Source organism: Segatella bryantii (genome assembly GCF_022024215.1).
GTDB classification, from domain to species: domain Bacteria; phylum Bacteroidota; class Bacteroidia; order Bacteroidales; family Bacteroidaceae; genus Prevotella; species Prevotella bryantii.
Window position 1 is genome coordinate 531,437 of sequence record NZ_CP091798.1, and the last position, 26,439, is coordinate 557,875.

A 26,439-nucleotide genomic window follows, 5' to 3' on the forward strand; every position below is an offset into this window, starting at 1 on the left:
AAATCTTTTTTTATTTGCTAGTTTGGATCTTCTCCAATTCAAGGGTTGCCCAAATGAAAGGACCAACACCTTTAGCGTCGTTATCACGAATAGGTTCACTGATGTAATATTCGAAGCTACCATCACGTTTGTAGTTTGGCTTCTTTACATATGGACCAGGACCAGGGCCAAGGCCACTTACGCTACAGCATTTAGTAAGGCTGATGGTCTTATCTGCATTAACCTGAATAAACTGATTGATGATGCCGTTGTAAGCTTTGATACCAGCATTCTTGTATTTTTCTCCAAGATAGCCCTTATTGTAGCCTTTTAAGAGAACGTATGCGAACATGCTAGAAGCTGTAGATTCCAAGTAATTCTTGTCACTCTTTACATCCATGACATCATACCATACACCAGTAGTCTTATCCTGATTCTTGATAACAGCATCCATAGCCTTTTTCAGAAGGTTGATAACCTCACCACGGCGCTCGTAATTTTCTGGCATTGCATCGAGGCATTCAGCCATAGCCATTACATACCATCCTAAGGCACGAGCCCAAGTATGCTTGCTCTTTCCGTTTTCTTTGTCAGCCCAGAATTGAGAATGGGTTTCGTCCCAAGCGTGTTTCCAAAGCCCCGTTTTCTCATCATAAGTGCGCTTGTCGGTCTTAATCATCTGGTCTACAGCATCATCAAGATATTTTTTTGCTTTCTTAGGTTTCAGGGTCTGTACAGCATAATTACAGTAGAAAGGTAATCCCATGAAGATACCATCGAGCCATACCTGGTTCGCATAGATGGCTTTATGCCAGTATACCCCTTCTTTGGTACGAGGTTGGTTCTGCAATTGTTTGAAGAAAGTCTTTAGTGCTTTCTCGTTTCCCTTGCGAGGGAAAAGGTTCTGCATACGAAGAATATATTTGGCTGTACGGATATTGTCTAGATTGAAATCTTCATACGCATAGCCAATGACATTTCCTTTTTCATCAATCATGGTCTCAGGATATTCCTTGAGATAGTTGATGATGTCTTCACCACCATATTTCAGATAGGTATCGAGCATACCTTCCATTTCAATACCCATTACATAGCTCCATTTTGGCTTCTTAGAGAAATCAAGGAGATATGAGTGAGGCACACGCTTCATTTCGCTGTATGTAAGCCACTGTGCGTAACTCTTGTAAGGCTGTTCTCCTTTGTTCAGTACTAGACTGTTGTTGATGAATACATTATCGTAATGTACATCTTTGGTTCTTCCTGTAACCTTAACAGGCTGTTTGATAACACCATTGAATGTACAGTTCTTGAGGTTGATATCGTAGATGTTATCCACATTATCCAATCCAATCATGAGTACACCGTACTCGCTTTTTTCGCAAGTAACGTTCTCCATGTTTACGTTACGAACAGTAGGTTCGAAGCCACGATAGCAATCTTCATTGTTTTCGTAATCAAGATTGATTTTTAAAACAGCTTCTTTACACTGACCCACCTTCACATTGCGCATGTTGATATTTTGTATTAAGCCACCACGACAATTGTTCGTCTTGATACGAAGTACACGTTCCAAATTAGGAGAGTCCATGTAGCAGTTTTCGGCATATACATTTTCGCAACCGCCAGAAATTTCGGAGCCGATTACGACACCGCCATGACCGTCTTCCATTTTACAGTTGCGGATAATGATATTCTTGCTTGGTTTACCCCAGAAACGGCCATCGTTATTACGTCCACTCTTGATGGCGATGCAATCATCTCCTGTATGGAAGAGGGTATTCTGAATAATGACATTCTCACAAGCCTCAGGGTCGCAACCATCACCATTAGGACCTTCGTTCCAAATCTGAACACCGTCTACTGTGATATTTTTACACAAAAGAGGGTGGATAACCCAGAATGGAGAGCGGAGTAGAGTGACATCCTTGATGAGAATATTCTCAGAACGTACAAAGTTGATAAGCTGAGGACGAAGTCCCTGACCCATACCAAACTTACGTTCATCGAAAGGAACATCATTCTCAGCCATCTTCATGAGTTTTGCTCTGGAACCTAATTTCTGAGATTCTTTAGTAATACCAGGTTTGTATCCGAATTTTGGATTACCGTTCATAGGCCACCAAGTATCGTTAGAACCACCACCATCGATAGTACCTTTACCTGTGATGGCAATGTCAGTAGCTTTGTAGGCATAGATACATGGAGAATAGTTCCAGCATGCCAAACCTTCCCATGAAGTACGTACAAGAGGATATAGTTTTGGTTCGAAAGCGAAGTGCAGCGTAGCACCTTCTTCTACAACCAAGTTTACATGGCTCAACATAGTAATTGCGCCTGTAGAGTAAGTTCCTTTAGGAATGATAACATTACCGCCACCTTTTTTTGAAGCCATTGCGATAACACGATTGATGGCCTTTTGATTAGCGGCAGCCGATGCCTTTTCTGAGGCTCCATACTTGGTTACTACATAATCCTTACCTTTGATTTGTGGTAACTTCACACTTTGTTCTATCTGCTTGTACTCCTGTTCGTTCCATCCTGAAGCAAACATGCTGGCTGGAAGAAGTAGGGCAAATAGAAGAGTCCATAAAGATTTCTTCATTTTTTACTTACTTTATTGTTTTGAGTTATTAGTTTCAAAATAGTCCCCAAATATACGATTATTTATCGAAATAGTTTTGTACAAATCATCGCTTTTATAGGAATTTTTATCAAATGGCGGAAAACCAGTTTTTGATGAAGTCTTTCTCGGGGCTATTATAGTAACGTAAAGCTGGAGATATTGTGTGCGCTATCAATGTTAAAAAAATGTTTTTTTAGGATAAAGACTTGCTTTTTTATAAATTATAGTTTATATTTGCGAAATATTTAGGTGATTTCACATTTTTTGAAATCCCCTTTTCCGAGGTTGGTGCATCCTGCGCCAACCTCTTTCGATTGTATTCTCCAAAAAGTTTGATTTAAAAGTAATATTTGCTTCTGTATTGCGTTATCTATAAAAAGAATGTTACTTGGATAATAATAATTGCCTATGAAGAAGTTTACTCTTGATGAAATGAAACCTTCTGATCTTACAATTAGGATAATTAAGCAGTTTGCTCATACTTATCGCGTTGTGCGTATGAACAATGGCGAAAGAGTATCATGTTTGAATTAAATAATTAAGAAAAAGAAGAATAAATGAAAACAATTGTTTCTCCATCATTGCTTTCTGCTAACTTTATTGATTTGAAAAGCGATGTGGAAATGATCAATCGCAGTGAGGCCGATTGGCTTCATATGGACATTATGGATGGGGTATTCGTACCTAATATCAGTTTCGGATTCCCTGTCCTTGAAGCTGTAGGAAAGTATTGTCAAAAACCGCTGGATGTGCATTTGATGATCGTACATCCTGAAAATTATATTGATCAAGTTGCTAAAAGCGGTGCTATGTTGATGAATGTGCATTATGAAGCTTGTACACATTTGCATCGTACTATTCAGCAGATTCATGATGCTGGTATGAAAGCTGGTGTAACTTTGAATCCTGCCACTCCTGTATCAGTCTTAGAAGATATTATTACTGATGTGGATTTGGTATTATTGATGAGTGTCAATCCTGGTTTTGGTGGACAGAAATTTATCGAAAATACCATAGGTAAATTAAAACGACTTCGTGAACTTATAGATAAAAGTGGTAGTAAGGCCCTAATTGAAATTGACGGTGGGGTCAATGGCGAGACGGCTCCTCGTCTAGTAAAAGCTGGAGCTGATGTGCTTGTCAGTGGTAGTTATGTCTTTAAGGCTCAAACCCCAGAAGATGTAATACATCATTTAAAGGAGTTGTAACTGTATGTCATTATCCTTTGCCATACGGCGGAGGTTAAGGATAGCATAACGCATACGTCCCAGACTGGTATTGATGCTGACATTTGTTATTTCAGCAATTTCCTTAAACGATAATTCCTGATAATAACGCATGTAGACTACTTCACGCTGGCTTGCTGGAAGTTGGTTCATCATGTTTTTAACGTCTCTTAGTACTTGGCTGTTGACGTATTCGTTTTCTATATTGGTTACGATGGTATTCTCTGAACCTATATTTGACAGATCATTTTCTTGTCCCGATTCTATTACTTTGTTGCTTTTTTGTTCACGATACCAATCCATAATAATATTATGGGCGATACGTGTGCACCAAGCAGAGAATTTTCCATTGTTAATATATTTTCCCTGCTGTAATCGAGTAACGACTTTCATAAAGGTTTCTTGAAAGATGTCATCAGCCAAGTCATGGTCGTGAACAACGAACATGATATATGAAAATATTTTGGTTTGGTTGCGTGTTAACAACAAATCAAAAGCCTTATTATTTCCATTGATGTAGGATAGGGCCAACTCTTCGTCGGTCATATCAGATAGATTTTTCATTTGCTTTATTGTTTTGAGTTTTTGAGGTAGAATTAAATCAATAGGCTCTAAATTTTGTTGTTCATAAATGAGGTTTATAATGGCAAAGGTAAAAGAAAAGTTTGTTTTCTCCAAATTTTTTAACACTCAAAATACAATAAAATGCAAAAACTGTTTCCTTTTGTATTAGAATTCGTTTTTTGGTGATCGTATTTTAATTTTTAGATGATTTTGTATTGGTTAAATCGTGTACTTCGTCAGTTAAGATGTTTATAGAGGTAAGTGGATGATGTATAAGGAGATAAATTTGAAATATTTCTTTTCGTTATTATAATAATGTGAATGATGTCAAAACGATATATTTGCTCAAGAAATATAAGCAGGTTAAAACTTTTTTTTCTTTTTTTCTTTAAATCTTTTGGTAATTTCAAAAAAGACCGTATCTTTGCAAAAGTAAAAATTAAACAAAATAGCAAGAAATGATGAATTCAGTATTTAACATTTGGTGGTGGCGTTGCTCAAGATTTAAATAAGTCGTGAGTCGCTAAGCCATGTGGATATCTGAACTTAGAAAATAACACAAAGAGGCCTGCCGTTCTTACGACAGGCCTCTTTCCTTTTTTATCACTTTTCAAGATTATAACAACATAAAATTATAGGAGACTAATACAATGGGAATGAAAGAAATTTTGAATAGAATGCTAAATCATGAGGAATTGACTCGTGAGGAAACGAAGCAGATTATTGTTGCTATTACTCAAGGTGAAATTCCAGAAGAACAAATTACCGCTCTGCTAACTGGTCTACAAATGAGAGGTGTCTCAGTTGATGAACTTTTAGGTTTTCGTGATGGAATTTTGGCAACTGGTGTTCCTGCGTTACTTGATTGTGATCGTTATATTGATGTCGTAGGTACAGGTGGTGACCGTAAGAATACTTTCAATATTTCTACTACTTCTTGTTTTGTAATTGCTGGTGCAGGCTATAAGGTGGCTAAGCATGGTAATTATGCTGCTACTTCTGTTAGTGGTGCTTCTAATGTCATCAAAAATCATGGTGTAAACTTTACGGCAGACTTGGATACTTTAAATCGTTCTATTAATGAGGCTGGTATCGTTTATCTTCATGCTCAGCTTTTTGCGAGTGCTATGAAGTTTGTTGCGCCTATTCGTAAAGCTCTTCAGTTCCCTACTGTATTTAATCTGCTTGGTCCTTTAGTAAATCCAGCACAGCCTTCTTGTCAGCTTCTTGGAGTTGCTAATTTAGATCGGATGCGTCTGTATAAACAAGTTTATCAAAAGATTGGTATTGATTTTGGTATTGTCAATAGTATTGATGGTTATGATGAAATCAGTTTGACTGGTGATTTCAAGGTGACAACAAATAACTATGAAAAGATATTCAAACCATCTGATCTTGGTTTCGAAATAGCCAAACCAGAAGAATTGAAAGGTGGTGCCACTGAAGAAGAAGCAGCAGAAATTTTTGATAATGTTTTGGCAAATAAGGCTCTTCCTGCTCAAAAGAATATCGTATTAGCTAATGCTGCTTTTGCTATTCAGGTATTAGAGAAGGGACAGAAATCTATCGAAGAGTGTATTGAAATAGCTCGTGAAAGTATTGATAGTGGTAGGGCTTTAGCTACATTTAAGAAGTTTGTTGAAATCAATTCCTAGTTTGTCATGGCTGATATTTTAGAAGAAATTGTTGCACATAAGCGTATAGAAATCGAAGAGCGCAAGGCTTTTATATCTCCTAGTAAGCTTTATCCGATGGTAGAGAATATGCTCGACACATCGGTACCCTCTATGCGTCAAGCATTGATGAAGTCTGATTCTGGAATTATTGCAGAGTTTAAGCGTAAAAGTCCAAGTAAAGGTTGGATTCATCGTGATGCCAAAGCTGAGGTTGTAACCAAGGCTTATCAAGAGGCTGGTGCATCTGCTCTCAGCATTCTTACTGATACCGAGTATTTTGGTGGTTATGATGAGTATATTCAACAGGCTCGTGCGAATGGAGTCACCATACCTATATTATATAAGAATTTTGTGATTGATGAGTATCAGCTTTTTCAGGCTCGTTATTGTGGAGCTTCTGCTGTTTTGTTGATTGCTGCAGATTTATGTAAGGAAGAATGTGCACATCTGTTGAAGTTGGCACATGAATTAGGTTTGGAGGTACTGTTAGAAATGCACAATGACCGTGATTTTGAATATGCTGAACTCGGTCCAGATATGTATGGTATTAATAATCGCAATTTAGGTAGTTTTGTAACCCAAGTAGAAAACAGTTTCCGTTTGGCAGAGAAACTTCCTGCAGATGTGTGTAAGGTTAGCGAGAGTGGTATCGGAAAAGTCGAAACGGTCAAGCAGTTACGCGAGGTAGGCTTCCGTGGCTTTTTGATGGGTGAACATTTTATGAAAGAAGATAATCCTGGTATGGCTCTTCAACAGTTTATTTCTGAACTAGCAAAATAATTTCGATATGATTATCAAGGTTTGTGGTATGCGTGAAGCCGAAAATATTCGTGAGGCATCGCAGTTGGATATCAATTTGATGGGCTTTATCTTCTATCCGAAGAGTAAACGTTACGTCAGCATGCTCAGTAGTCGTGCAGGTATCATACCCGATTATAGTCCTGAGCGTTTTGTCTATGCTGTTGATCAAGGTGGAAAGCCTAATTTCATATTTCCGAAACATATTAAGAAAGTAGGTGTTTTTGTAGACGATATGCCGCAAAATATCATAACACAAATTTATAATTATGATCTTGATTATGTACAGTTGCATGGAAATGAGTCCCCTGTCATGATAGATAATCTCCGCCGTTCGGTAGATCCTGATATTCATCCTGGGCTCAAGATTATAAAAGCCATTTCTATATCTAATGTTGCAGATATTATGAAATGTAAAGCTTATGAAGGACATGTTGATCTCTTTCTTTTTGATACGAAATGTATTACAGTGGGAGGTAGTGGACATCAGTTTGATTGGAGTGTACTTCAGGCTTATCAAGGTGATACTCCATTCCTTTTGAGTGGTGGTATTGGGCCGGACGATGTGCAGCAGCTCAAATCGTTTCATCATCCCAAGTGGGCAGGCATAGATGTAAACAGTTGCTTTGAAACTGAACCAGCCTTGAAAAATATCAAGCAATTACAAGAATTTATTGAAAAAATAAGAAACTAGATATGAACAAAATTAATCAACTTTTCAGTGAGCGTCAAGACCGCAAGTTGCTATCGCTCTATTTCTGTGCAGGATGTCCTACGTTGGAGGGTACAGGCGAAATTATTAAGACTTTAGAACGTCGTGGTATCGATATGATAGAAGTAGGAATTCCTTTCAGTGATCCCTTGGCAGATGGCCCTGTTATACAGGCTGCAGGTACAGTAGCCTTAAAGAATGGCATGACCCTTCAAAAATTATTCGACCAGTTGAAAGCGATTAAGAATGAAGTTCATATTCCGCTGGTTATGATGGGTTATCTTAATGTTATCATGCACTATGGTTTTGAGAAATTCTTCCAAAGTTGTGTTGAATGTGGGGCTTCAGGTGCTATTATACCAGACCTACCATTTGATGACTATCAAAAGGTAGTTAAGCCGATTGCTGATAAGTATGATATTCGTGTCATCATGATGATTACTCCTGAAACTAGCGATGAGCGTATTCGTTTTATCGATGATAATACCGATGGTTTTATCTATATGGTAAGCTCTGCCAGCATTACAGGTGCACAGAGTAACTTTAATGAAGCGAAAGTAGCTTATTTTAACCATATCAATGCCATGAATTTGAAAAATCCTCGTATGATAGGTTTTGGTATCAGTAATAAGCAGACCCTTGAAAGTGCTCAGGATAATGCTGCTGGTGCTATTATCGGGTCTAAGTTTGTTGCGCTTTTGAATGAAACAAAGAATCCTGATAAGGCGATAGATTTGTTGTATGAAGCTTTAAAGAAATAAGGAGAAAATAAGATGACTAAAAAATATAGTGTAGACGAAAAAGGATTCTTTGGACAGTTTGGTGGTGCTTATGTTCCAGAAATCTTGTATAAATGTGTTCATGATTTGCAGGCTCAGTATTTGCCTATTATTCAGTCTAAGGAGTTTCAAGATGAGTATTATGCTTTGTTAAGAGATTATGTAGGTCGTCCTTCTCCTCTTTATTATGCAAAGCGTATGAGTGAGAAATATAACTGTCAGCTCTATTTGAAGCGTGAAGACTTGAACCATACAGGTGCTCATAAAATCAATAACACCGTAGGACAGATTTTGATGGCCAAGAAGATGGGTAAAACTCGTATCATAGCTGAGACAGGTGCTGGTCAGCATGGTGTTGCTACTGCTACCGTTTGTGCCTTGATGAATATGCAGTGTGAAATCTTTATGGGCAAAACAGACGTGGAGCGTCAGCATACGAATGTGGAACGTATGAAGATGCTTGGTGCTACAGTTCATCCGGTAACTACTGGAAACATGACATTAAGCGATGCTTGTTCTGAAGCTATTCGTGACTGGTGCTGTCATCCAGAGGATACTTTCTATATCGTAGGTAGTACTATGGGACCTCACCCTTATCCTGATATCGTTGCTAAGATGCAGAGTGTTATCAGTAGGGAGTTAAAAGAGCAATTACAGGAAAAGATTGGACGTGATTATCCAGACTATCTTATCGCTTGTGTAGGAGGTGGCTCAAATGCCGCTGGTACTATCTATCATTATATAGATGATGAGCGTGTGAAGATTGTTTTGGCTGAAGCTGGAGGTCAAGGTATTGATACCGATCATACAGCAGCAACCATCCAGGTAGGTACAGAAGGTATCGTTCATGGTTCTCGTACACTTGTCATGCAGACCGAAGATGGTCAGATTCAGGAAGCCTTCACGATATCAGCTGGTTTGGATTATCCAGGTATTGGTCCTATGCATGCCGATTTGGCATCTAAGGGTCGTGAGCAAGTGTTGGCTGTGAATGACGATGAGGCTATTTATGCAGGTTATGAGTTAACTCGTATGGAGGGTATTATTCCTGCTATTGAGAGTGCCCATGCCATTGCCGCTTTAAAGAAGTTGAAATTTAAGCCTGAGGATGTTGTTGTACTTACTGTTTCTGGTCGTGGTGACAAAGATGTTGAGACTTATCTCAATAATAAGCCATTGGCTAAGGAATATGGTAATTTTTAATTATGAAAGGTATGAAGCAATTTGAATATACGACAGTTACCAAGAAAATTCTTGGTGATCTTTATACTCCTGTAGGTGTGTATATGCGTCTTCGTGACTTATATCCACAATCTGCTCTGATGGAGAGTTCTGATTATCATGGTAATGATAACTCGCGCTCTTTTATTGGTATTCATCCGATTGCAAATATACAAGTGGGTCATGGTATTATTACTAAGACTTATCCTGATGGTACAGTTGAAACCGAAGAGATTGCGGGGTATGCTCCGAATTCTCAAGATCCCATTATTAAAGGTAATGCTAAGGAAAAGGTTGCTGCTGCTGTTAATGATTTTATCAGTCATTTTGCAGTAATAGGAGAAGGTGCTAGTTATATGGGCTTATATGGTTATACGTCTTCTAATGCCATTCGTTACTTTGAGGATATTCCAGTTAAGGATACTACGATGAGTAAAAATGATGCTGCTGACTTGATGTATATTTTGTATCAAGACCTTATTGTTTTTGATCATTATGATAATACTTTGCAGTTGATCACGCTTGTTCCGCAAGGGCATCAGTCTGTGGGCGAGGAGACATTGATAGCTTTGGAGAAGAATATGAATCGTGCGTCGGTTAAACCTTATGATTTTCATCCTGTTGGTGATACAACTTCTACACTGACAGACGAAGAACATAAGGCGAATATCCGACGATGTGTCAAGCATTGTCAACGTGGTGATGTCTTTCAGATTGTTATCAGTCGTCGTTTTGTTCAAAAGTTTGAAGGTGATGATTTTAAACTTTATCGTGCGCTTCGTAGTATTAATCCAAGTCCATATTTGTTCTATTTTGATTTCGGTGGTTTCCGTATATTCGGTTCTTCACCAGAAACACATAATCGAATTGTAGGCAATCGTGCTTTTATTGATCCGATAGCGGGAACGACCAAGCGTACTGGTAATCCAGAACAGGATCGTAAGAATGCTGAATTCTTGCGTAATGACCCGAAAGAGAATGCTGAACACGTTATGTTGGTAGATTTGGCTAGAAATGACTTAAGTCGTAACTGTCATAATGTTAAGGTAGATTTCTATAAGGACATGCAGTTTTATAGTCATGTTATCCACTTGGTTAGCCGTGTCAGTGGTGAACTGAATGAGGGCGCTGATCGTATCAAGGAGTTTATTGATACATTCCCAGCTGGTACGCTGAGTGGTGCCCCTAAGGTTCGTGCCATGCAGTTAATTAGTGAGATGGAGCCTCATAATCGTGGAGCATATGGTGGATGTATTGGTTTTATCGGACTCAATGGTGATTTGAATCAGGCTATTGTTATCCGCACATTTATAAGTCGTAACAATGAACTTTGGTTTCAGGCAGGTAGTGGTATTACCGTGAAGAGTAATGACGATTACGAGTTGGAAGAAAGTAATAATAAGTTGGGCGCTTTGGTTAAAGCTATTCATATGGCAGAAAACCTCTGATTCCTCAATAAAGTAAAAGAAATATGAAAGTTGTTATTATCGATAATTACGATTCGTTTACATATAATTTGGTTCATCTTGTTCGTGAGATGGGAGTTGATGTTACGGTATTCCGTAATGATCAGTTTACCTTGAATCAGTTGGAACCGTTTGATAAGATTATATTGAGTCCTGGTCCTGGTATTCCTTCAGAGGCTGGCTTGTTGCTTGATGTAATTCATTCTTATGCAGGTCTTAAACCTATGTTAGGTGTTTGTCTTGGACATCAAGCTATAGGGGAGGCTTTTGGTGGAAAACTTATTAATCTGAAGGAAGTGTATCATGGTGTAGCTACAGATTGCGTGCATTATGATAATGATGTGATCTTTAAGGGAATTGACCGTCATTTTAAGATAGGCCGTTATCATAGTTGGGTGGTTGACAAGGAGGATTTTCCTGATTCTCTAGAAATTACTGCTGTAAGTGATGATGGAGAAATTATGGGACTTAAGCATAAGCACTATAATATTCATGGTATTCAGTTCCATCCAGAATCTGTTCTTACACCAGAAGGTAAGCGTATGATTAATAACTGGCTGGAGGCATAATTGCAGATTTTTAAAGTCGTCAATAAAAAACGCCATCTTACTTATAATAGTATGATGGCGTTTTTCGATTATGCTTAGTCGATTTTCATCGATTAGAATTCAGAGGTAAAGTGGAATTTAATATGCTTGAAATCCTGTTCTGCCATGCTCAGAACGTAGCCTGAGTCAGCCAAGAATACATCACGGCCTTCGATATCCTTAGCCATATATTGGTACTTACGCTTCTTGAAATTCTCTAGCTCCTGTTCATCGTCACTTTCTATCCAGCACGCTTTGTGCAAGTGAACAGGTTCCCAGCGACACTTAGCATTGTATTCATGCTCCAGACGATACTGGATAACCTCAAACTGCAACTGACCTACTGTACCAATGATTCGACGATTATTAAACTGATTAACAAACATTTGGGCTACACCCTCATTCATCAACTGTTCAATACCCTTTTGGAACTGTTTGCTCTTCATAGGGTCGTCATTTTCGATGTATTTAAACAAAAGAGGAGAGAAAGAAGGAAGACCACGGAAGTGAATATTCTCGCCTTCAGTCAATGTATCACCAATTTTGAAAATGCCATTATCCGGTAAACCTACAATATCACCAGGGTATGCTTCGTCTACGGTACTCTTGCGTTGAGCCATAAACTGAGTAGGACTGCTGAATCGTACCGTCTTATCCAGACGGATATGGTGATAAGGGGCATTACGAACGAACTTACCCGAGCAAACTTTGCAGAAGGCAATACAGCTACGGTGATTAGGGTCAATATTAGCAGTAATCTTAAAGATGAAACCAGTGAACTTAGGTTCTGTTGGTTCTACCATTCGTTCTTCTGCCTTGGTTGGCTTTGGACTTGGTGCTATCTGTACGAAACAATCGAGTAGCTCTTGTACACCGAAGTTATTGAGTGCAGATCCAAAGAATACAGGTGCAACTTCAGCATTACGATAGCTTTCGATATCAAATTCCGGATATACTCCATTTACAAGTTCAAGATCGTCACGAAGTTGGCTGGCATTTTCTGCACCTACTTGCTCGTCAAGGTTATTGCTGTTAATATCGATTTCTACCTTTTCTGTTACTCGCTGTTTGTTAGGTGTAAACAAGTTTAGTTTCTGTTCGTAGATATTGTACACACCTTTGAAACGCTGACCTTGGTTGATAGGCCAGCTGAGCGGACGAACATGGATGTTCAGTTCTTCTTCTAGTTCATCCAACAAGTCGAAAGGATCGCGTCCTTCACGGTCCATCTTGTTTATAAATATAATCACAGGAGTATTGCGCATACGGCAAACCTCCATCAATTTACGCGTTTGAGCCTCCACACCTTTAGCAGAGTCTACCACGATGATAGCAGAATCTACAGCAGTAAGAGTACGATAAGTATCTTCAGCGAAGTCTTGGTGACCAGGAGTATCCAAAATATTAACCTTATAGCCGTTATAATCGAACTCCATGACAGAGGTAGATACAGAGATACCACGTTGTTTCTCTATATCCATCCAGTCTGAAGTAGCCGTTTTCTTAATCTTGTTGTTCTTTACAGCACCAGCTACTTGAATTTGTCCACCGAAGAGCAAGAACTTTTCGGTTAAAGTTGTCTTACCCGCATCCGGGTGTGATATAATCGCAAAGGTGCGACGTCTTTCTATTTCAGTCATACTAAATACGGGGGCTCGCGCCTCTCTTTTTACGGTTTTAATATTATGCTTTGATTACATTCATGTTACGCATACAGGTTTTCAGTGAATCTACCCAGTATGGCACGTGAATGCCAAATGTTTCTTTTATTTTGGTCTTATCAAGTACAGAGTAGGCCGGACGTGTCACTGGACTCGGAAACTCGTTGCTGTGACAAGGTTGGATATCGCAGTTTGTATTACCTGCTAGTTCGGCAATCTTTACAGTAAAGTCATACCAGCTGCATACGCCTTCATTGCTATAATGATATACACCAGTATTACCTTCATATTTTCTATTTTCGATAATATCAAAGATTGCTGTAGCTAAATCACCAGCGTATGTTGGTGTACCTGTCTGGTCGAATACCACTTTCAGTTGTGGTTTGCTTGCGGTAAGGTTAAGCATAGTCTTTACGAAGTTGTGACCAAATTCACTATAAAGCCATGCTGTACGGATGATAAGATAATTTACTCCCGAGGCCTGAATTTTCTGTTCTCCATGTAGTTTAGTCATGCCGTATACACCTGTAGGGGTACCTTTCTGGTCTTCCTTGCATGGCGTATTATAAGGATCACCACCGAATACATAGTCGGTACTAATATGTACCAGTTCCCCATCAACTTCCTTCATTGCCTTGGCCAGATTTTCTGGAGCTGTAGCATTGAGAGTCTCAACAATATCACCAGCAGTCTCAGCTTTGTCTACATTAGTCCAGGCTGCACAGTTGATGATGCATTTTACCTCCTGTTCTTTTACAATTTTTCGAACATCTTCCAACTTTGTGATGTCGAGAATAGTTGTTTCAACACCTTCCAATGCTATTACATCTGTAAATATATAATGATCTTGAGTTGATTGTTGGCTTACTAATCTGATTTCGTTACCCAACTGTCCGTTGGCGCCTGTTACTAATATATTCATTTTTTGACTACTTTTATGTGTTTATTCATTGTCACCAAAGTCAAGACCTTCAGTGTTGTCCTTAATATAATAATCGCTTAGCATGCCGATGAAGAGTGTAATCTCTTGGAAGGCATGTTCTGTTTCTGGCGAAATACTTTTTTTCTGGAGCTGCAACATCATTTTACCATAGAGAGCATTAAAGCAAGTTTCGATTTCGTTTACATCCTCTTCGCCCTTGTGTCTTAATTCCACGATGTATGGTAACACCTTATAGTATTCAGCGTTGTAAACAGGGAATCGTGTAGACTGCAACATACGATTGTGCAAGTCGATAATATCCTGCATAATCACATTATTCACGTTTAGGTGTCCGAAATCACGTTTACCTTCCTCGTTCATCATGCGGATGAGGTTACCGAACCAGTCGATTTCTTCATCCATCTGCTCTTCGGTAAGGTTTGTGAATTTCGAAATATACATTTTCTTTATCACTGGCAGACTGCATCCCATCGCACGTATGGTATCTTCGATTTGCCACATGTAGAGCATATACTCTGCAATAGATTTCTTTCTTAATTCTTGAGCAATAAACATATATTTCCTTTTAAAAACGTGTTAAATACTAGTTGGGAACAGATAAATATTAAATATTGTACCTACTAGAGATACGATACTGAAAATGATGACACAACTACCAATAATGCGGTTGATGATAATCACACCTGTCTGGTCGAACTTTGTACGAATCTTATCGATAAGCCATGTTAATCCATACCACCATAGCAAAGCTCCGAAAAGCATGGCTGCATACCCTAAGATCATGAGTGAAGGTTCATGAGGGTGCACAAAATTAAACTGAGCAAAAAGTGCCATAAATAGAAGCATAATCAGAGGATTGGATAGCGTGATTAAAAATCCGGTTACACCATTATGCCACAGTGTACCCAGTTTTTTTTGACCTCCTTGATGTGCTTTTTTTAAAGGATTGCTGAAGAAACTGAGCAGTCCAAACACAAGGAGCATAATTCCACCTACTAACTGAAGATAGAATTTATTAACTGGGTTATTAATAAGATCGACCACGAAACTCATTCCTGCACCTGTTAAAAGGGCATAAAGAAGATCGCTTGCTGCGGCACCGATGCCGGTTACGAAACCGAACCAACGACCTTTTTTCTGGGTTCGTTGAACACAAAGAATGCCAACAGGTCCCATTGGAGCTGAAGCGGCGACACCTATAATGATGCCTTTAATAATCAGTTCCAGAATATCTATATGAAATTGAAATGGCATATTTATATTTTTTCAATTTGCAAAATTACAAAATTTAATTGATATGCGACAATAACGCAGTGGTTATTTGAAAAAATAGCGAAATCTTCTTGTTTCTTTTCCTTTTTTTTATTTATCTTTGCTTTATATAATTCTAACTAATAAATTTGTAATTGATGAATGAACAATCTATGAAGCCGTATGTAATCGGCTTGGATCTGGGTGGTACAAACTCAGTCTTTGGAATCGTAGACGCTCGTGGCGAGATTAAGGCAACTACAGCAATTAAGACACAAGGCTTTAAAGATGTAAATGATTATGTAAAAGCAAGTATAGAGGCTCTTATGCCGATTATTGATTCTGTTGGTGGTATGGACACCATTAAGGCAATGGGTATTGGTGCTCCAAACGGTAATTATTATAAAGGTACAATTGAATTTGCTCCAAATTTGGAGTGGGCACACGATGGTATCGTTCCTTTAGCAGATCTCTTCTCTAAGGCTTTAGGTGGTCTTCCTGTAGCATTGACTAACGATGCAAATGCTGCTGCTTTAGGTGAAATGACTTATGGCGTAGCTCGTGGCATGAAAAACTTTATTGATATAACATTAGGTACAGGTGTTGGTTCTGGTATTGTCATCAATGGTCAGTTGGTGTATGGTTGTGATGGTTTTGCTGGCGAGTTGGGCCATGTTACTATGGTTCGTGGTAAAGAGGGTCGTACTTGCGGCTGTGGCCATACCGGTTGTCTCGAGGCCTATTGTTCTGCTACTGGTGTAGCGCGTACTGCTCGTGAATTTTTGGCCAACAGTGATGAAGATTCATTGCTTCGTGCTTTAAAGCCAGAGAATATTACCAGTCTTGAGGTTAGTTTGGCAGCTGCTAAGGGTGATGCTTTAGCATTGCGTGTATATGAGTTCACTGGTAACATGCTTGGTGAGGCTTGTGCTGACTTTGCTGCTTTTTGTAGTCCTGAGGCTTTCGTATTCTTTGGTGGTTTGACCAAAGCTGGCGATCTCCTTATGAATCATGTTAAGCGATCATATGATGAGCATGTCATGAAGATTTTCAAGGGTAAAGCGAAGTTCCTTATTTCTACCCTTGATGGTAGCAGTGCTGCTGTTCTTGGCGCTTCTGCTGTGGGTTGGGATATATAATGCGTAAATCATATACTATAGAAATTGGGCATGCCGTAATGGTATGCCCAATTTTTTTGGTAATGATGTTACCAAGCCTTAGTAATATGATATATTTTCTTTATTCTGCCGAAAGGTCTGTGATAATTTTTCGATACATTGAATACATGCGCATACGGCTGATATAGCCAATAAGTTTCTCGTCATTATCTACTACTGGTAATTGTTGGGCATCGGTTGCATCAAACTGTTTCATGACATCGGTCATTGCTTCGTGTTCGTGGAGTGTTGCTGCAGGTTCCATCATTAATTGTCGCACAGTAAATTTCTGATAGAGTTCTGTGCGGAAGATAATATGGCGCAACTGAGCCACATCGATGATACCAAGTAAGGTCTTGTCTTGATCAAGTACAGGCAAAAAGTTGGTATGACTTCGACTAATAGCATTGACCAATTTGCCCATGGGTAAGTCTGGACCAACATAGCTATAGTCTTTCTCGATAACACTGTGCATACTCATCAGAGTAAGGGCAGCCTGGTCTGTATGATGAGTCAATAATTTACCTTCACGTGCAAGGCGGAGAGCATAAATACTATGGGTCTCAAAAATGTTGGTAGTAAGATAGGCTGAAATGCAGACAATCATTAGTGGAATGAAAAGCTGATAGCCACCTGTTAATTCGGCAATCAGAAATATTCCAGTAAGGGGTGCGTGCATTACGGCAGTCATAACACCTGCCATGCCCATTAGAGTAAAGTTCTTTTCTGGAATATAAACACCAAATTGTTCTGTGTTCCACAAGTGTGAAAAGAAGAAACCAAAGAATCCTCCAATGAAAAGGGAAGGAGCAAAGGTACCACCACAGCCACCACTACCATTTGTTGCTGATGTGGCGAAGACTTTTGTAAAGCATACGATACCTACATATAATAAGAGCAGATTGCTATGGCCAGCGAATAAACTCCCATTCATTATTGTTCCCCAATCTGCTGCAGTATTTCCAGAGAGAAATATATTGATGTCACTATATCCTTCACCATAGAGTGATGGGAAAAAGAAAATTAAGCTGCTTAGGAGTAATCCGCCACATGCTAGTTTAAGATATGGTCGATTGCTCATTTTTGCAAACATGCCTTCACACGAAGACATGGCACGCATAAAATATAAGCCAACAAATCCACAGCAGATACCCAAGAGAATACATGCTGGTGTACGATTCATTTCCCAAGGATTATTCAAGGTAAAATCGAAGAGAGACTCTGTGCCAACAAACACATAAGAAAACAGTGTGGCTGTTACGCAGCTAATTAGAATAGGCAATAGTGAGGCCATATTCAAGTCTACCATTAGAATTTCCAATGTAAATACTAATCCGGCTATTGGTGTTTTGAAGATACCGGCAATAGCGGCGCTTGCACCACATCCAACCAGAAGCATTAGAGTCTTGTTGTCTAACTTACACAATTGACCAAGAGTACTACCGATAGCAGATCCAGTGAGAACAATAGGAGCCTCGGCTCCTACGGAACCACCAAATCCGATGGTTATGCCAGAAGCTATAACAGACGACCAGCAGTTATGAGCTTTTAGTCGGGCACGCTTGGTCGACATTGCATAAAGTACTCGTGTGATACCATGTGATATATTATCCCTTACAACATATTTAATGAAAAGTGATGTAAGGTAAATACCTATAACTGGAAATAAAAGGTAAAGCCAGTTGAAAGAATCTTCACTAAAGTTAGCCGTCAGCAGATGTCGAATCTCGTGGGTAATAGAATGAAGAATATAAGCAGCTACGGAAGCTAAAAAACCGATGACGAAAGACAAAATAAGTGTCATCTGTCTGTCGGTAATATGCTCCTGTCTCCAAGTTATAATTTTTCCGCTTAAACTATTATCTTTAATCTCTTCCACGTAATCTCTTTCTCTTACTAGTTGGCAAAATATAATAAATTACTATTTTCTGATAATCTGGATTTCTCCGTTTTGTGACAGCTTCACAATACTGCTAGGAGTATGTGGCTTATGTTCATTGCGACGAGATGCGCAAACATAGTCTACAGCTTCGAGCAAAACAGGATCAATGTCACGATAGTTAGACGCAGCAGGCTGTCCGCTGATATTAGCACTTGTGCTTACTATTGGTTTTTGGAATCGGTAGCAGAGTTCGTGACTAAATTTTTCCTTCGTGATACGAACAGCAAGACTTCCGTCTTCTGCTACCAAGTTACTGGCAACGCCATTCGCATTGTCAAGAATAACAGTAGTAGGTTTCGTGTTTTCTGAAATCGATTCAAATAAATCCCATGCGACGTTAGGAATGTCTCTGAAATAGCGTTGGAGACGATTGTCGCTATCGACTAAGCAAATGAGAGCTTTAGAATCATCCCTTTTTTTTATCTTATATACCTTAGCAACAGCTTCTGCATTTGTTGCGTCACAGCCAATACCCCAAACAGTATCTGTTGGATAGAGAATAACACCGCCTTTACGCATTACAGCGACGGCGTTTTTAATATCTTCTTCTTGCGTCATATTATTTTATTATATCAGATTAGCAAATGTAGCTAAATTTTTCTAAAATTCCAAAAAATGAGAAATTTTTCTTGTTTTTTATACCTTAATCGGTAATATAAGTCAAAATTTTAATAACTTTGCGTTCTATGACTAAAGAAGATTTACGTATCGTTTTTATGGGAACACCGGAATTTGCGGTGGAATCTCTTCGAGCTCTCGTAGAGGGAGGGTATAATGTGGTGGCTGTAGTAACACAGCCAGATAAGCCTGTTGGTCGCCATCAGGATGTATTGCAGGCTTCTCAGGTAAAACAGTATGCACTTAGTGTAGGATTACCCGTATTGCAACCTGTGAAGATGAAAGATCCTGCTTTTGTAGAAGAACTTCGTTCGTATAAGGCTGATCTCCAAGTTGTCGTCGCCTTCCGTATGTTACCAGAGATAGTGTGGGGTATGCCTCGATTGGGTACTTTTAATGTGCATGCAGCTTTATTGCCTCAGTATCGTGGGGCAGCTCCAATTAATTGGGCTGTAATTAACGGTGAGACAGAGACTGGTGTTACAACATTCTTCTTGGATCATGACATAGATACTGGGCGCATCATTATGCAAAAACATTTTCCTATTCCTGATCAGGCTGATGTGGAATATGTTTATGATGGTTTGATGCATTTAGGTGCGGATATTGCTATTGAAACGATTGATCAGATAATAGCTTGCAATGGTGAAATTGAGTCTATGCCACAGCCTGCTGAAGGCGAAATTGAATTGAAGCATGCTCCTAAGATATTTAAGGAGACTTGTGAAATCAATTGGAATCAGCCTGCTAAGCGTATTTATGATTTCATACGTGGTCTTTCTCCATATCCTGGTACTTGGACTAATCTGAAAGAGGTGTCTAATGAGGATGCTAAAGTTTTGGTCTTGAAAATTTTTAAAACTGCAAAGACTGATCAGCCTGTTCATGATCCTGTGGGAACAATTAAGGTGGATAAGTCTCACCTATATGTTGCTACTGCTGATAGCTGGTTAGAAATATTAGAGTTACAAATGCCTGGAAAGAAGCGAATGTTGATTAAGGATTTCTTGAATGGCAATCGTGACTTCGATAAGTATCGTGTGGAATAATAAAAATAGCAGGGAGAGCGTGCTTCGTTGCCTTTTGTAGAATATGCATTTAAAGTATATGGCAATCCGATGCACGAATAGCCCCCTGCTTTCGTGTTTTCATGGGATAGATTTATATATATAGAAGTTCAGTAAGGTATGTGATCTTGGTTTGAATTAGCTTATATATATTACTACTTGTATAATCAAATTTTCTTTGAAGTTTTATGAAAAAGAGGGGGGATGCTATGTCGAAAAATATGAAAGTATAACTACGCAATCCCTTCGACGGCATTACCCGTATCAGGTTATGGTAGGGTCTGTTCTCAGCTGGAGAATTCTCCGAGCACCCCTTTGCTAGTCTGTCTGTGTTGGTTGCAAAATTAGGTATTTTTATCAAACTAAACAAATAAATCGTAATTTTTTTGATAAAAATACTTACTTTTGTTTATTAACAATATAAAAATAGCAGAATTTCAAAAGATTCTGCTATTTTTATATTGTTTTAATCTCTTCTGAAAATATCGCGAGTATAAACTTTTTCTTTGACATCGTCGAGTACTTTGTCATAGCGATTAGCAATAATGGCTTGTGAATGAGATTTGAATACTTTCAGGTCGTTAACAATTTTACTCCCAAAGAAGGTTTCTCCATTTTTCAGAGTTGGTTCATAGACGATTACCTCAGCACCTTTGGCCTTGATACGTTTCATTACCCCTTGGATACTGCTCTGTCTAAAGTTGTCGCTATTACTTTTCATAGTAAGTCGATACACACCGATGATACAATGTTTTTCTTCATTGATATCATAATCACCTCGATGGTAATAGTCATAATATCCGGCCATATGAAGAACTTGGTCGGCGATAAAATCTTTACGAGTGCGGTTACTGTCTACGATAGCTTGAATCAGATTTTCTGGCACGTCACTATAGTTGGCTAATAGTTGCTTGGTATCTTTAGGCAAGCAGTAACCACCATATCCAAATGAAGGGTTATTATAAAAACTTCCAATTCGTGGATCAAGGCATACCCCCTGAATAATACTCGTCGTATCCAAGCCTTTTACTTCAGCATAGGTGTCGAGTTCATTGAAATAACTAACTCGAAGAGCCAAATATGTATTTGCAAATAGTTTTACGGCTTCTGCTTCAGTAAGCCCCATATATAAGGTCTCAATATCCTCTTTGATGGCTCCCTCTTTCAAAAGTTTGCCAAAGATATGAGCTACATTATTTATCCTTTCGTCACCTTCAGGTCGACCTATGATAATGCGGCTAGGATAAAGATTGTCGTATAACGCCTTACTTTCACGCAGAAATTCTGGTGCAAAGATGATATTGTCTGAATTGTATTTTTTGCGGATGTTCTCGGTGTATCCTACAGGTATTGTTGATTTGATGACCATAATAGCATTCGGATTAACATCCATCACCAATTCGATAACCTCTTCTACATGCTGTGTGTCGAAATAGTTTTTTTCAGAATCATAATTAGTTGGAGTTGCGATAACAACGAAATCTGCATCCTTATAGGCGACAGAACCATCAGTTGTGAAATCGATATCCAAATCTTTTTCTGCTAAGTATTTCTCGATATATTCATCCTGAATAGGTGAGATGTGTCTTTTCAGCATTTCCACCTTTTGTGGAACGACATCAACAGCTACCACGTGTTGGTGCTGGCTTAATAAGGTTGCGATGCTTAAGCCCACGTAGCCTGTACCAGCTACAGCTATGTTATATTTCTTTTTCATAAGTCGATTTTAACTTGTTGGCAAAGATAGTAAAAAAAATGCACCTATTTATACTTCACATATAAATAGGTGCTGATTTTTTAGTATATTTTGAAATTAAACTTATTCTGTATATACTTTGCCAGTCGTTGGATAGTTGTACCAGTCTTTAGCTGTCTGATGACTTCCATCTTTTGCAAATGTTTCAAAGTTAGCATAAGCTTTAGTGATGATAATTTTTTCCAAAGGCCATGCCCATATTCCAGGAACTGCGATAGCATGTGGGTCTTGTCCTTGTGTAGCCAAAGTAATGTTACCTGTAGTTGATGCGTATAGCACTAAACCTGGGTTTGAAAAATCGAAATTACTAGGCTTGTCAATAGTTGTAGTTACAGCAGATTTCGTTACACCGCCTTCTGCACCCGTGTTGACCATGACATCCCGACTTACACCGAAGACCGAATGTAACTCTTTATCATTGAAAAGAACATTGCCACCTAAGTACATTTTAACAAACTTTGTACCGCCTAAGGCAACAAGGGAAATATCCAGCTTGTTTGAATTCTGTTCGTTATCCTTGATGGTAATAACAACATCGTTCAAGTCGTAATCCGTGTTGTTTTGAGTATCCTCGAATGCATAGGTATAAGTCTGCTTGTTTTCCTCAATTTCTGTAGCAGGGGTATAGTCTGCTTCATTCTTTTTGGAATTGTAGTTATAGCCTACAGAACAGTTGCCATCAGAGTACTCACCACCAGGAATAACAACTTGTGCCTGACCCTTCTGTATGATATCTGCATTACCAGTACCAATAACATCAGTTGACCAAGAATAGTGATTAAAGCCACTAGTAAAATTCCAATATGGTGTATTTGGAGTATCAGTTTTACCTTCTTCTACACTGATATGAACATTATTTTTTACTAAACTTGCGTTGCAATAGGAAATAGTTCCAAATTGTATCAAAGCAAAATCTTCTGAGGTAGGGCCCGATATTGTCGTATTGTTAAGGCTGATATTACCTGTCATATCAAGAATGGCATTGCTACTGATATTTGCTGTACCACCACCCATTTCAAGGTTCTCTCCATGTGTATATGAATTTGGACCAAGATATAGGTTCACAGCTTTCATATTGGTGCATTCCAACCAGCAAGCATTTCTGATTTCTGAATTATATGCATTGTTACCACAGTTCTCTATAAACATCTTACCATGGTTTTCGAAAATGCTACCTGTAGAACTGCCTTCTAAGTTGGCAGAAGTCATTGTGCCATAGTTATAGAACTTTCCACCATTGTTATTGATTGTTGTTACAGAAATATCACCTGCATTGTAGCTATAATTAGTTCCATTAGCAAAAGTAAGATTACCGTTACCAGAAATTTTGCCACCTGGAGCAACGTAGATTCTTGCATCTCCATAACCTTGAAGAGTAGCTCCGGAAGGAATTACAATTTCGCCACCATTAGCAACAACGATAACACCGTTGCTACCTAATAGCTGAGATGCACTACCTAAGTTCCAAGTACCTTCAATGTATAATGTTCGAGCGTGATCACCTTCTTTGCCAAGAATATCAATTGCACCAGACCAAGATTTACCACTAGAAATCTTAATTTTAGTAGTATAGTTAGCGTCGCCATTCCAGTCTACAGTAGCGTTGCTATTGGTTAATTCAACGGTACCTGTCTTATAAGATGCAAAATTAGGAGTTTCAACACCTGGTAACATTTCTGATGATGATGTTGCTCTTGAAATATTACTTTTAGCATTAGCGCTGCTTTCCGTACCAAATGAGGTGGTGATAGCATTATTGTCTACACGTACGGCTTTAACGTAAGTATAACCTTTACTATCCTTGTAAGCCGCATAGAAAGTGGTATCGGCTGTTGGATATGTAAATGTAGAAGTAAAGGTATTACCACTTGTTACAGTACCTTCTGCTAGAACTGTACCTTCATTATTTACGAACGGATCGTTTGCGTATAATTTAACACTATAACTTTCACCAGCATCTTTGTTAATACCAATATTAACTTTGCCAGTATTGAGCATTTGCCAATTCTGATCTGAAGCTGCATCAATGCTTGAATTAGTTGAAACTTCACCACTACTTAAGTCGTCTTTAGAGCATCCTACTAATGTGCAGGCCAAGGCTAAAGCCATAGCTCCATCCACAAAATAACTCTTCTTCATGTATAAAAAGTAAATCTTTAATATGTATACTACTTATTAATAAGTTTAATCTTGCTGCAAAAGTACAAAGAAATTCACCTTATTATAATTATTTGTGGTTAATATTTCTTAATTATGATTATTTGGCCACTGCAATAATTATCGAATGTCTGCTGATTTTTACAGTCTATGTGGAGTGGTTTGTAAAATAAAATATTAGCGTTAAAAAGTTTCACGCAAAGGCATCGTCAGTGATGGGTAAATACATATTCAAGCGAATAATAATATGCTGCAAGAATTGCGTATTTGAGATATTCTGGCATACTTAAATTCAAATACCCCATCCTCAACACGATTCTTGTCAAATTTTTTAGTTTCTCTAGGGTATGAGTTTCTTTCCAATCAGCTTTTTGGGGTTTATGATATGTGGTTGTATCTTTTTAGGTAAACTTTTTGTGATTAAAGTATTGAAGTTATAGTTTTTTAATTATATTTGCAATAACATATTAGATATATTCATATGATACCTAAGGTCATACATTATTGCTGGTTTGGTGGAAAAGCTTTGCCTCGTTCTGTTAAAAAGTGTATTCGGACATGGAAGAAAATGTGTCCGGACTATGTGATCAAGGAATGGAACGAATCAAACTTTGATTTGGATTTTTGTCCTTATGTAAGGGAGGCTTATGATCATAAGTTTTATGCCTTTGTTTCTGATGTGGTGAGGCTTTATGCTCTTTATTATGAAGGAGGAATTTATATGGATATTGATGTGGAACTCAAGAAGCCATTAGATTCTTTCTTGTATCATGTAGGCTTCTGTGGCTATGAGAGCAGAAATGAGCTCGGTACAGCTATTTTGGCAAGTGAAAAGGGGACGACCTGGGTTAAAGACAATTTAGAAGTATACCTACATAGTCAGTTCATATTGCCGGATGGTCGAAAGAATTTGCTGACTAATGTAAAGCGCTTAACGAAGTATTTTATGGCGTATGGTTTGCGTGCAGATAATACACACCAAGATATAACACATGAAATGACAGTGTATCCTAAAACAGTATTCTGTCCGTTGTGCTGGGACAATAAGCCTTCTCAATTCTCAGATAAAACGGTGGCTATTCACCATTTTGAAGGAAGTTGGCTTCCCGAAGATGAACGACTGCGTTTAAAATATCCCAAGTGGTATACTTGGATTTACTATTTCTACTGGCTGCCTAAATATGAATTTAAAACCAAGATATTGAGGCAAGATGTTAAGCGAAAATAAATAATAACACCCCCATGTTACAAGAGCCTTATCTCGTATCTATTTTGATACCTGTGTTTCGAGTAGAAAACTATATCGAACGTTGCGGAAGAAGTCTTTTTAATCAGACTTACCATAATTTAGAATATATTTTTGTGGATGATTGTTCGCCAGATAATAGTATTGAATTATTAAAAAAAATCATATTAGATTATCCAGAAAGAAACGGACAAATTAAGATATTACGCCATGAGCGTAATCGCGGGTTGGCTGCAGCACGTAATACTGCGGTAGCTGCCGCAAGAGGTGAGTTTGTAGTGCATGTAGATTCGGATGACTGGATGGAACCACAAGCTATTGAGTGGCTTGTACAAAAGCAAGTGATGACTAATGCAGATATCGTTACAGGTAATTCTTGGCGTCATTTTCCCGATCATATAGAGACAGTAAACGTAAATGAATTTGATACAAAAGAAGACGAAATATTAGCTTATATCAAACCTACGTTGCAACATGTCATATGGTCGCGACTAATACGTAGATCCTTATATACGGAACATGGTATAAAAGCCTTGGAAGGAACGAATATCGGTGAGGACTGGCAAGTGGTGCCTCAACTTGTATATTATGCGCATTCAAGTATTTGCCTACATCAGCGTATTTATCATTATGATTGTACTAACGAACAATCATATATGAATGAGGAAGGTGTTGATAAACAACGTATTAGACATTTGCAAGATTTTCAATCTCTTTATCAACTATATCAATTTTTATATGACAAGGGACATCGTTATGTAGACTTAGCTGAGCATTATCTCGATCGTTATGCCTTTCAGTTGTTATACGATGCCGTTTTGTCTTGTAATTTAAAACTTTATCAAGATACCAAAAAAGTTTATCGTGATATTCCTCAAAAGCAACATTTTAAAATAGTTCCTAATACTCGATTCAATCGCTATGTAGCCTATAGTTATTATTTGGCTTTAGCTTATCTGAAATTCAATGAGTTAAAGGCTAAATTTGCGAAATAATTTGCTCATAATCCC

The 26,439-nt window shown here is 38.4% G+C and carries 23 protein-coding genes and 1 riboswitch; of the genes, 13 read left to right on the forward strand and 10 right to left on the reverse strand.

Annotation, left to right across the window (positions count from 1 at the left end; translation table 11 throughout):
* Positions 1-10 precede the first annotated feature (10 nt).
* Complete coding sequence (locus L6471_RS06175; protein WP_006283448.1) at positions 11-2,581, reverse strand: glycoside hydrolase family 88 protein; 2,571 nt, start codon at positions 2,579-2,581, stop codon at positions 11-13.
* 429 nt (positions 2,582-3,010) lie between these two features.
* On the opposite strand from L6471_RS06175, the gene L6471_RS14135 reads away from it, so the two are divergent.
* Together L6471_RS14135 and rpe are read left to right on the forward strand one after the other, a co-directional pair.
* The gene (locus L6471_RS14135; protein ID WP_006283449.1) at positions 3,011-3,136 is read left to right on the forward strand and encodes a hypothetical protein; all 126 of its coding nucleotides are present in this window, start codon (positions 3,011-3,013) and stop codon (positions 3,134-3,136) included.
* 23 nt (positions 3,137-3,159) lie between these two features.
* Positions 3,160-3,810 (forward strand): ribulose-phosphate 3-epimerase, encoded by a 651-nt coding sequence (rpe, locus tag L6471_RS06180; protein ID WP_006283450.1) that lies wholly within the window; start codon positions 3,160-3,162, stop codon positions 3,808-3,810.
* Here rpe and L6471_RS06185 read toward each other — a convergent pair.
* On the reverse strand, positions 3,796-4,392 hold the full coding sequence (locus L6471_RS06185) for an RNA polymerase sigma factor (RefSeq protein ID WP_006283451.1): 597 nt from the start codon (positions 4,390-4,392) through the stop codon (positions 3,796-3,798). The two genes, rpe and L6471_RS06185, sit on opposite strands and share 15 nt — an antisense overlap.
* 656 nt (positions 4,393-5,048) lie before the next feature.
* Here L6471_RS06185 and trpD point away from each other — a divergent pair.
* From trpD to L6471_RS06220, 7 genes are read left to right on the forward strand one after another with little or no spacing between them, the layout of a single operon-like run.
* Positions 5,049-6,047, forward strand: coding sequence for an anthranilate phosphoribosyltransferase (gene trpD / locus L6471_RS06190; protein ID WP_036858300.1), 999 nt, complete (start codon positions 5,049-5,051; stop codon positions 6,045-6,047).
* 6 nt (positions 6,048-6,053) lie between these two features.
* Entirely contained in the window at positions 6,054-6,848 is a 795-nt protein-coding gene (gene trpC, locus L6471_RS06195) for an indole-3-glycerol phosphate synthase TrpC (RefSeq protein WP_173651796.1), read from the forward strand.
* A gap of 7 nt (positions 6,849-6,855) precedes the next feature.
* The gene (locus tag L6471_RS06200) at positions 6,856-7,560 is read left to right on the forward strand and encodes a phosphoribosylanthranilate isomerase (protein ID WP_006283454.1); all 705 of its coding nucleotides are present in this window, start codon (positions 6,856-6,858) and stop codon (positions 7,558-7,560) included.
* 2 nt (positions 7,561-7,562) lie between these two features.
* Positions 7,563-8,339, forward strand: a complete 777-nt coding sequence (gene trpA / locus L6471_RS06205) for a tryptophan synthase subunit alpha (RefSeq protein WP_006283455.1) — start codon at positions 7,563-7,565, stop codon at positions 8,337-8,339.
* A 12-nt stretch (positions 8,340-8,351) separates the two neighbouring features.
* Positions 8,352-9,560, forward strand: a complete 1,209-nt coding sequence (gene trpB / locus L6471_RS06210; RefSeq protein WP_006283456.1) for a tryptophan synthase subunit beta — start codon at positions 8,352-8,354, stop codon at positions 9,558-9,560.
* Between the two features lie 11 nt (positions 9,561-9,571).
* Positions 9,572-11,026, forward strand: coding sequence for an anthranilate synthase component I family protein (locus tag L6471_RS06215; protein ID WP_027454138.1), 1,455 nt, complete (start codon positions 9,572-9,574; stop codon positions 11,024-11,026).
* A gap of 23 nt (positions 11,027-11,049) precedes the next feature.
* Complete coding sequence (locus L6471_RS06220) at positions 11,050-11,613, forward strand: anthranilate synthase component II (protein WP_006283458.1); 564 nt, start codon at positions 11,050-11,052, stop codon at positions 11,611-11,613.
* A 92-nt stretch (positions 11,614-11,705) separates the two neighbouring features.
* On the opposite strand, the gene L6471_RS06225 is transcribed toward L6471_RS06220, so the two are convergent.
* From L6471_RS06225 to L6471_RS06240, 4 genes are read right to left on the reverse strand one after another with little or no spacing between them, the layout of a single operon-like run.
* Positions 11,706-13,271, reverse strand: a complete 1,566-nt coding sequence (locus L6471_RS06225; protein ID WP_006283459.1) for a peptide chain release factor 3 — start codon at positions 13,269-13,271, stop codon at positions 11,706-11,708.
* A gap of 43 nt (positions 13,272-13,314) precedes the next feature.
* Positions 13,315-14,214, reverse strand: coding sequence for a dTDP-4-dehydrorhamnose reductase (gene rfbD / locus L6471_RS06230; protein ID WP_237797573.1), 900 nt, complete (start codon positions 14,212-14,214; stop codon positions 13,315-13,317).
* Between the two features lie 21 nt (positions 14,215-14,235).
* Positions 14,236-14,790 (reverse strand): DUF4924 family protein, encoded by a 555-nt coding sequence (locus tag L6471_RS06235; RefSeq protein ID WP_006283461.1) that lies wholly within the window; start codon positions 14,788-14,790, stop codon positions 14,236-14,238.
* 21 nt (positions 14,791-14,811) lie between these two features.
* Positions 14,812-15,489 carry a LysE family translocator gene (locus L6471_RS06240; RefSeq protein WP_006283462.1) on the reverse strand — a complete coding sequence of 226 codons (678 nt, stop codon included), beginning with the start codon at positions 15,487-15,489 and terminating at the stop codon, positions 14,812-14,814.
* A 155-nt stretch (positions 15,490-15,644) separates the two neighbouring features.
* Between L6471_RS06240 and L6471_RS06245 the strand changes: the two genes are divergently transcribed.
* Positions 15,645-16,625 (forward strand): ROK family protein, encoded by a 981-nt coding sequence (locus L6471_RS06245; RefSeq protein WP_006283463.1) that lies wholly within the window; start codon positions 15,645-15,647, stop codon positions 16,623-16,625.
* 100 nt (positions 16,626-16,725) lie between these two features.
* Here the strand turns inward: L6471_RS06245 and L6471_RS06250 are convergent, their stop codons facing one another.
* On the reverse strand, positions 16,726-18,447 hold the full coding sequence (locus L6471_RS06250) for a chloride channel protein (RefSeq protein WP_050787964.1): 1,722 nt from the start codon (positions 18,445-18,447) through the stop codon (positions 16,726-16,728).
* Positions 18,448-18,564: 117 nt separating this feature from the next.
* Positions 18,565-19,143 carry an L-threonylcarbamoyladenylate synthase gene (locus L6471_RS06255; protein WP_006283465.1) on the reverse strand — a complete coding sequence of 193 codons (579 nt, stop codon included), beginning with the start codon at positions 19,141-19,143 and terminating at the stop codon, positions 18,565-18,567.
* 128 nt (positions 19,144-19,271) lie between these two features.
* On the opposite strand from L6471_RS06255, the gene fmt reads away from it, so the two are divergent.
* Positions 19,272-20,252 (forward strand): methionyl-tRNA formyltransferase, encoded by a 981-nt coding sequence (gene fmt, locus L6471_RS06260; RefSeq protein ID WP_094448042.1) that lies wholly within the window; start codon positions 19,272-19,274, stop codon positions 20,250-20,252.
* Between the two features lie 242 nt (positions 20,253-20,494).
* Positions 20,495-20,595, reverse strand: a riboswitch (TPP riboswitch).
* Between the two features lie 141 nt (positions 20,596-20,736).
* Here fmt and L6471_RS06265 read toward each other — a convergent pair.
* Entirely contained in the window at positions 20,737-21,987 is a 1,251-nt protein-coding gene (locus L6471_RS06265; RefSeq protein ID WP_094448041.1) for a nucleotide sugar dehydrogenase, read from the reverse strand.
* Positions 21,988-22,089: 102 nt separating this feature from the next.
* The gene (locus tag L6471_RS06270; RefSeq protein WP_094448040.1) at positions 22,090-24,165 is read right to left on the reverse strand and encodes a DUF4842 domain-containing protein; all 2,076 of its coding nucleotides are present in this window, start codon (positions 24,163-24,165) and stop codon (positions 22,090-22,092) included.
* A 499-nt stretch (positions 24,166-24,664) separates the two neighbouring features.
* Between L6471_RS06270 and L6471_RS06275 the strand changes: the two genes are divergently transcribed.
* Positions 24,665-25,411, forward strand: coding sequence for a glycosyltransferase family 32 protein (locus tag L6471_RS06275; RefSeq protein WP_027454134.1), 747 nt, complete (start codon positions 24,665-24,667; stop codon positions 25,409-25,411).
* A 14-nt stretch (positions 25,412-25,425) separates the two neighbouring features.
* Positions 25,426-26,424 carry a glycosyltransferase family 2 protein gene (locus L6471_RS06280; protein ID WP_051214736.1) on the forward strand — a complete coding sequence of 333 codons (999 nt, stop codon included), beginning with the start codon at positions 25,426-25,428 and terminating at the stop codon, positions 26,422-26,424.
* Positions 26,425-26,439 lie beyond the last annotated feature (15 nt).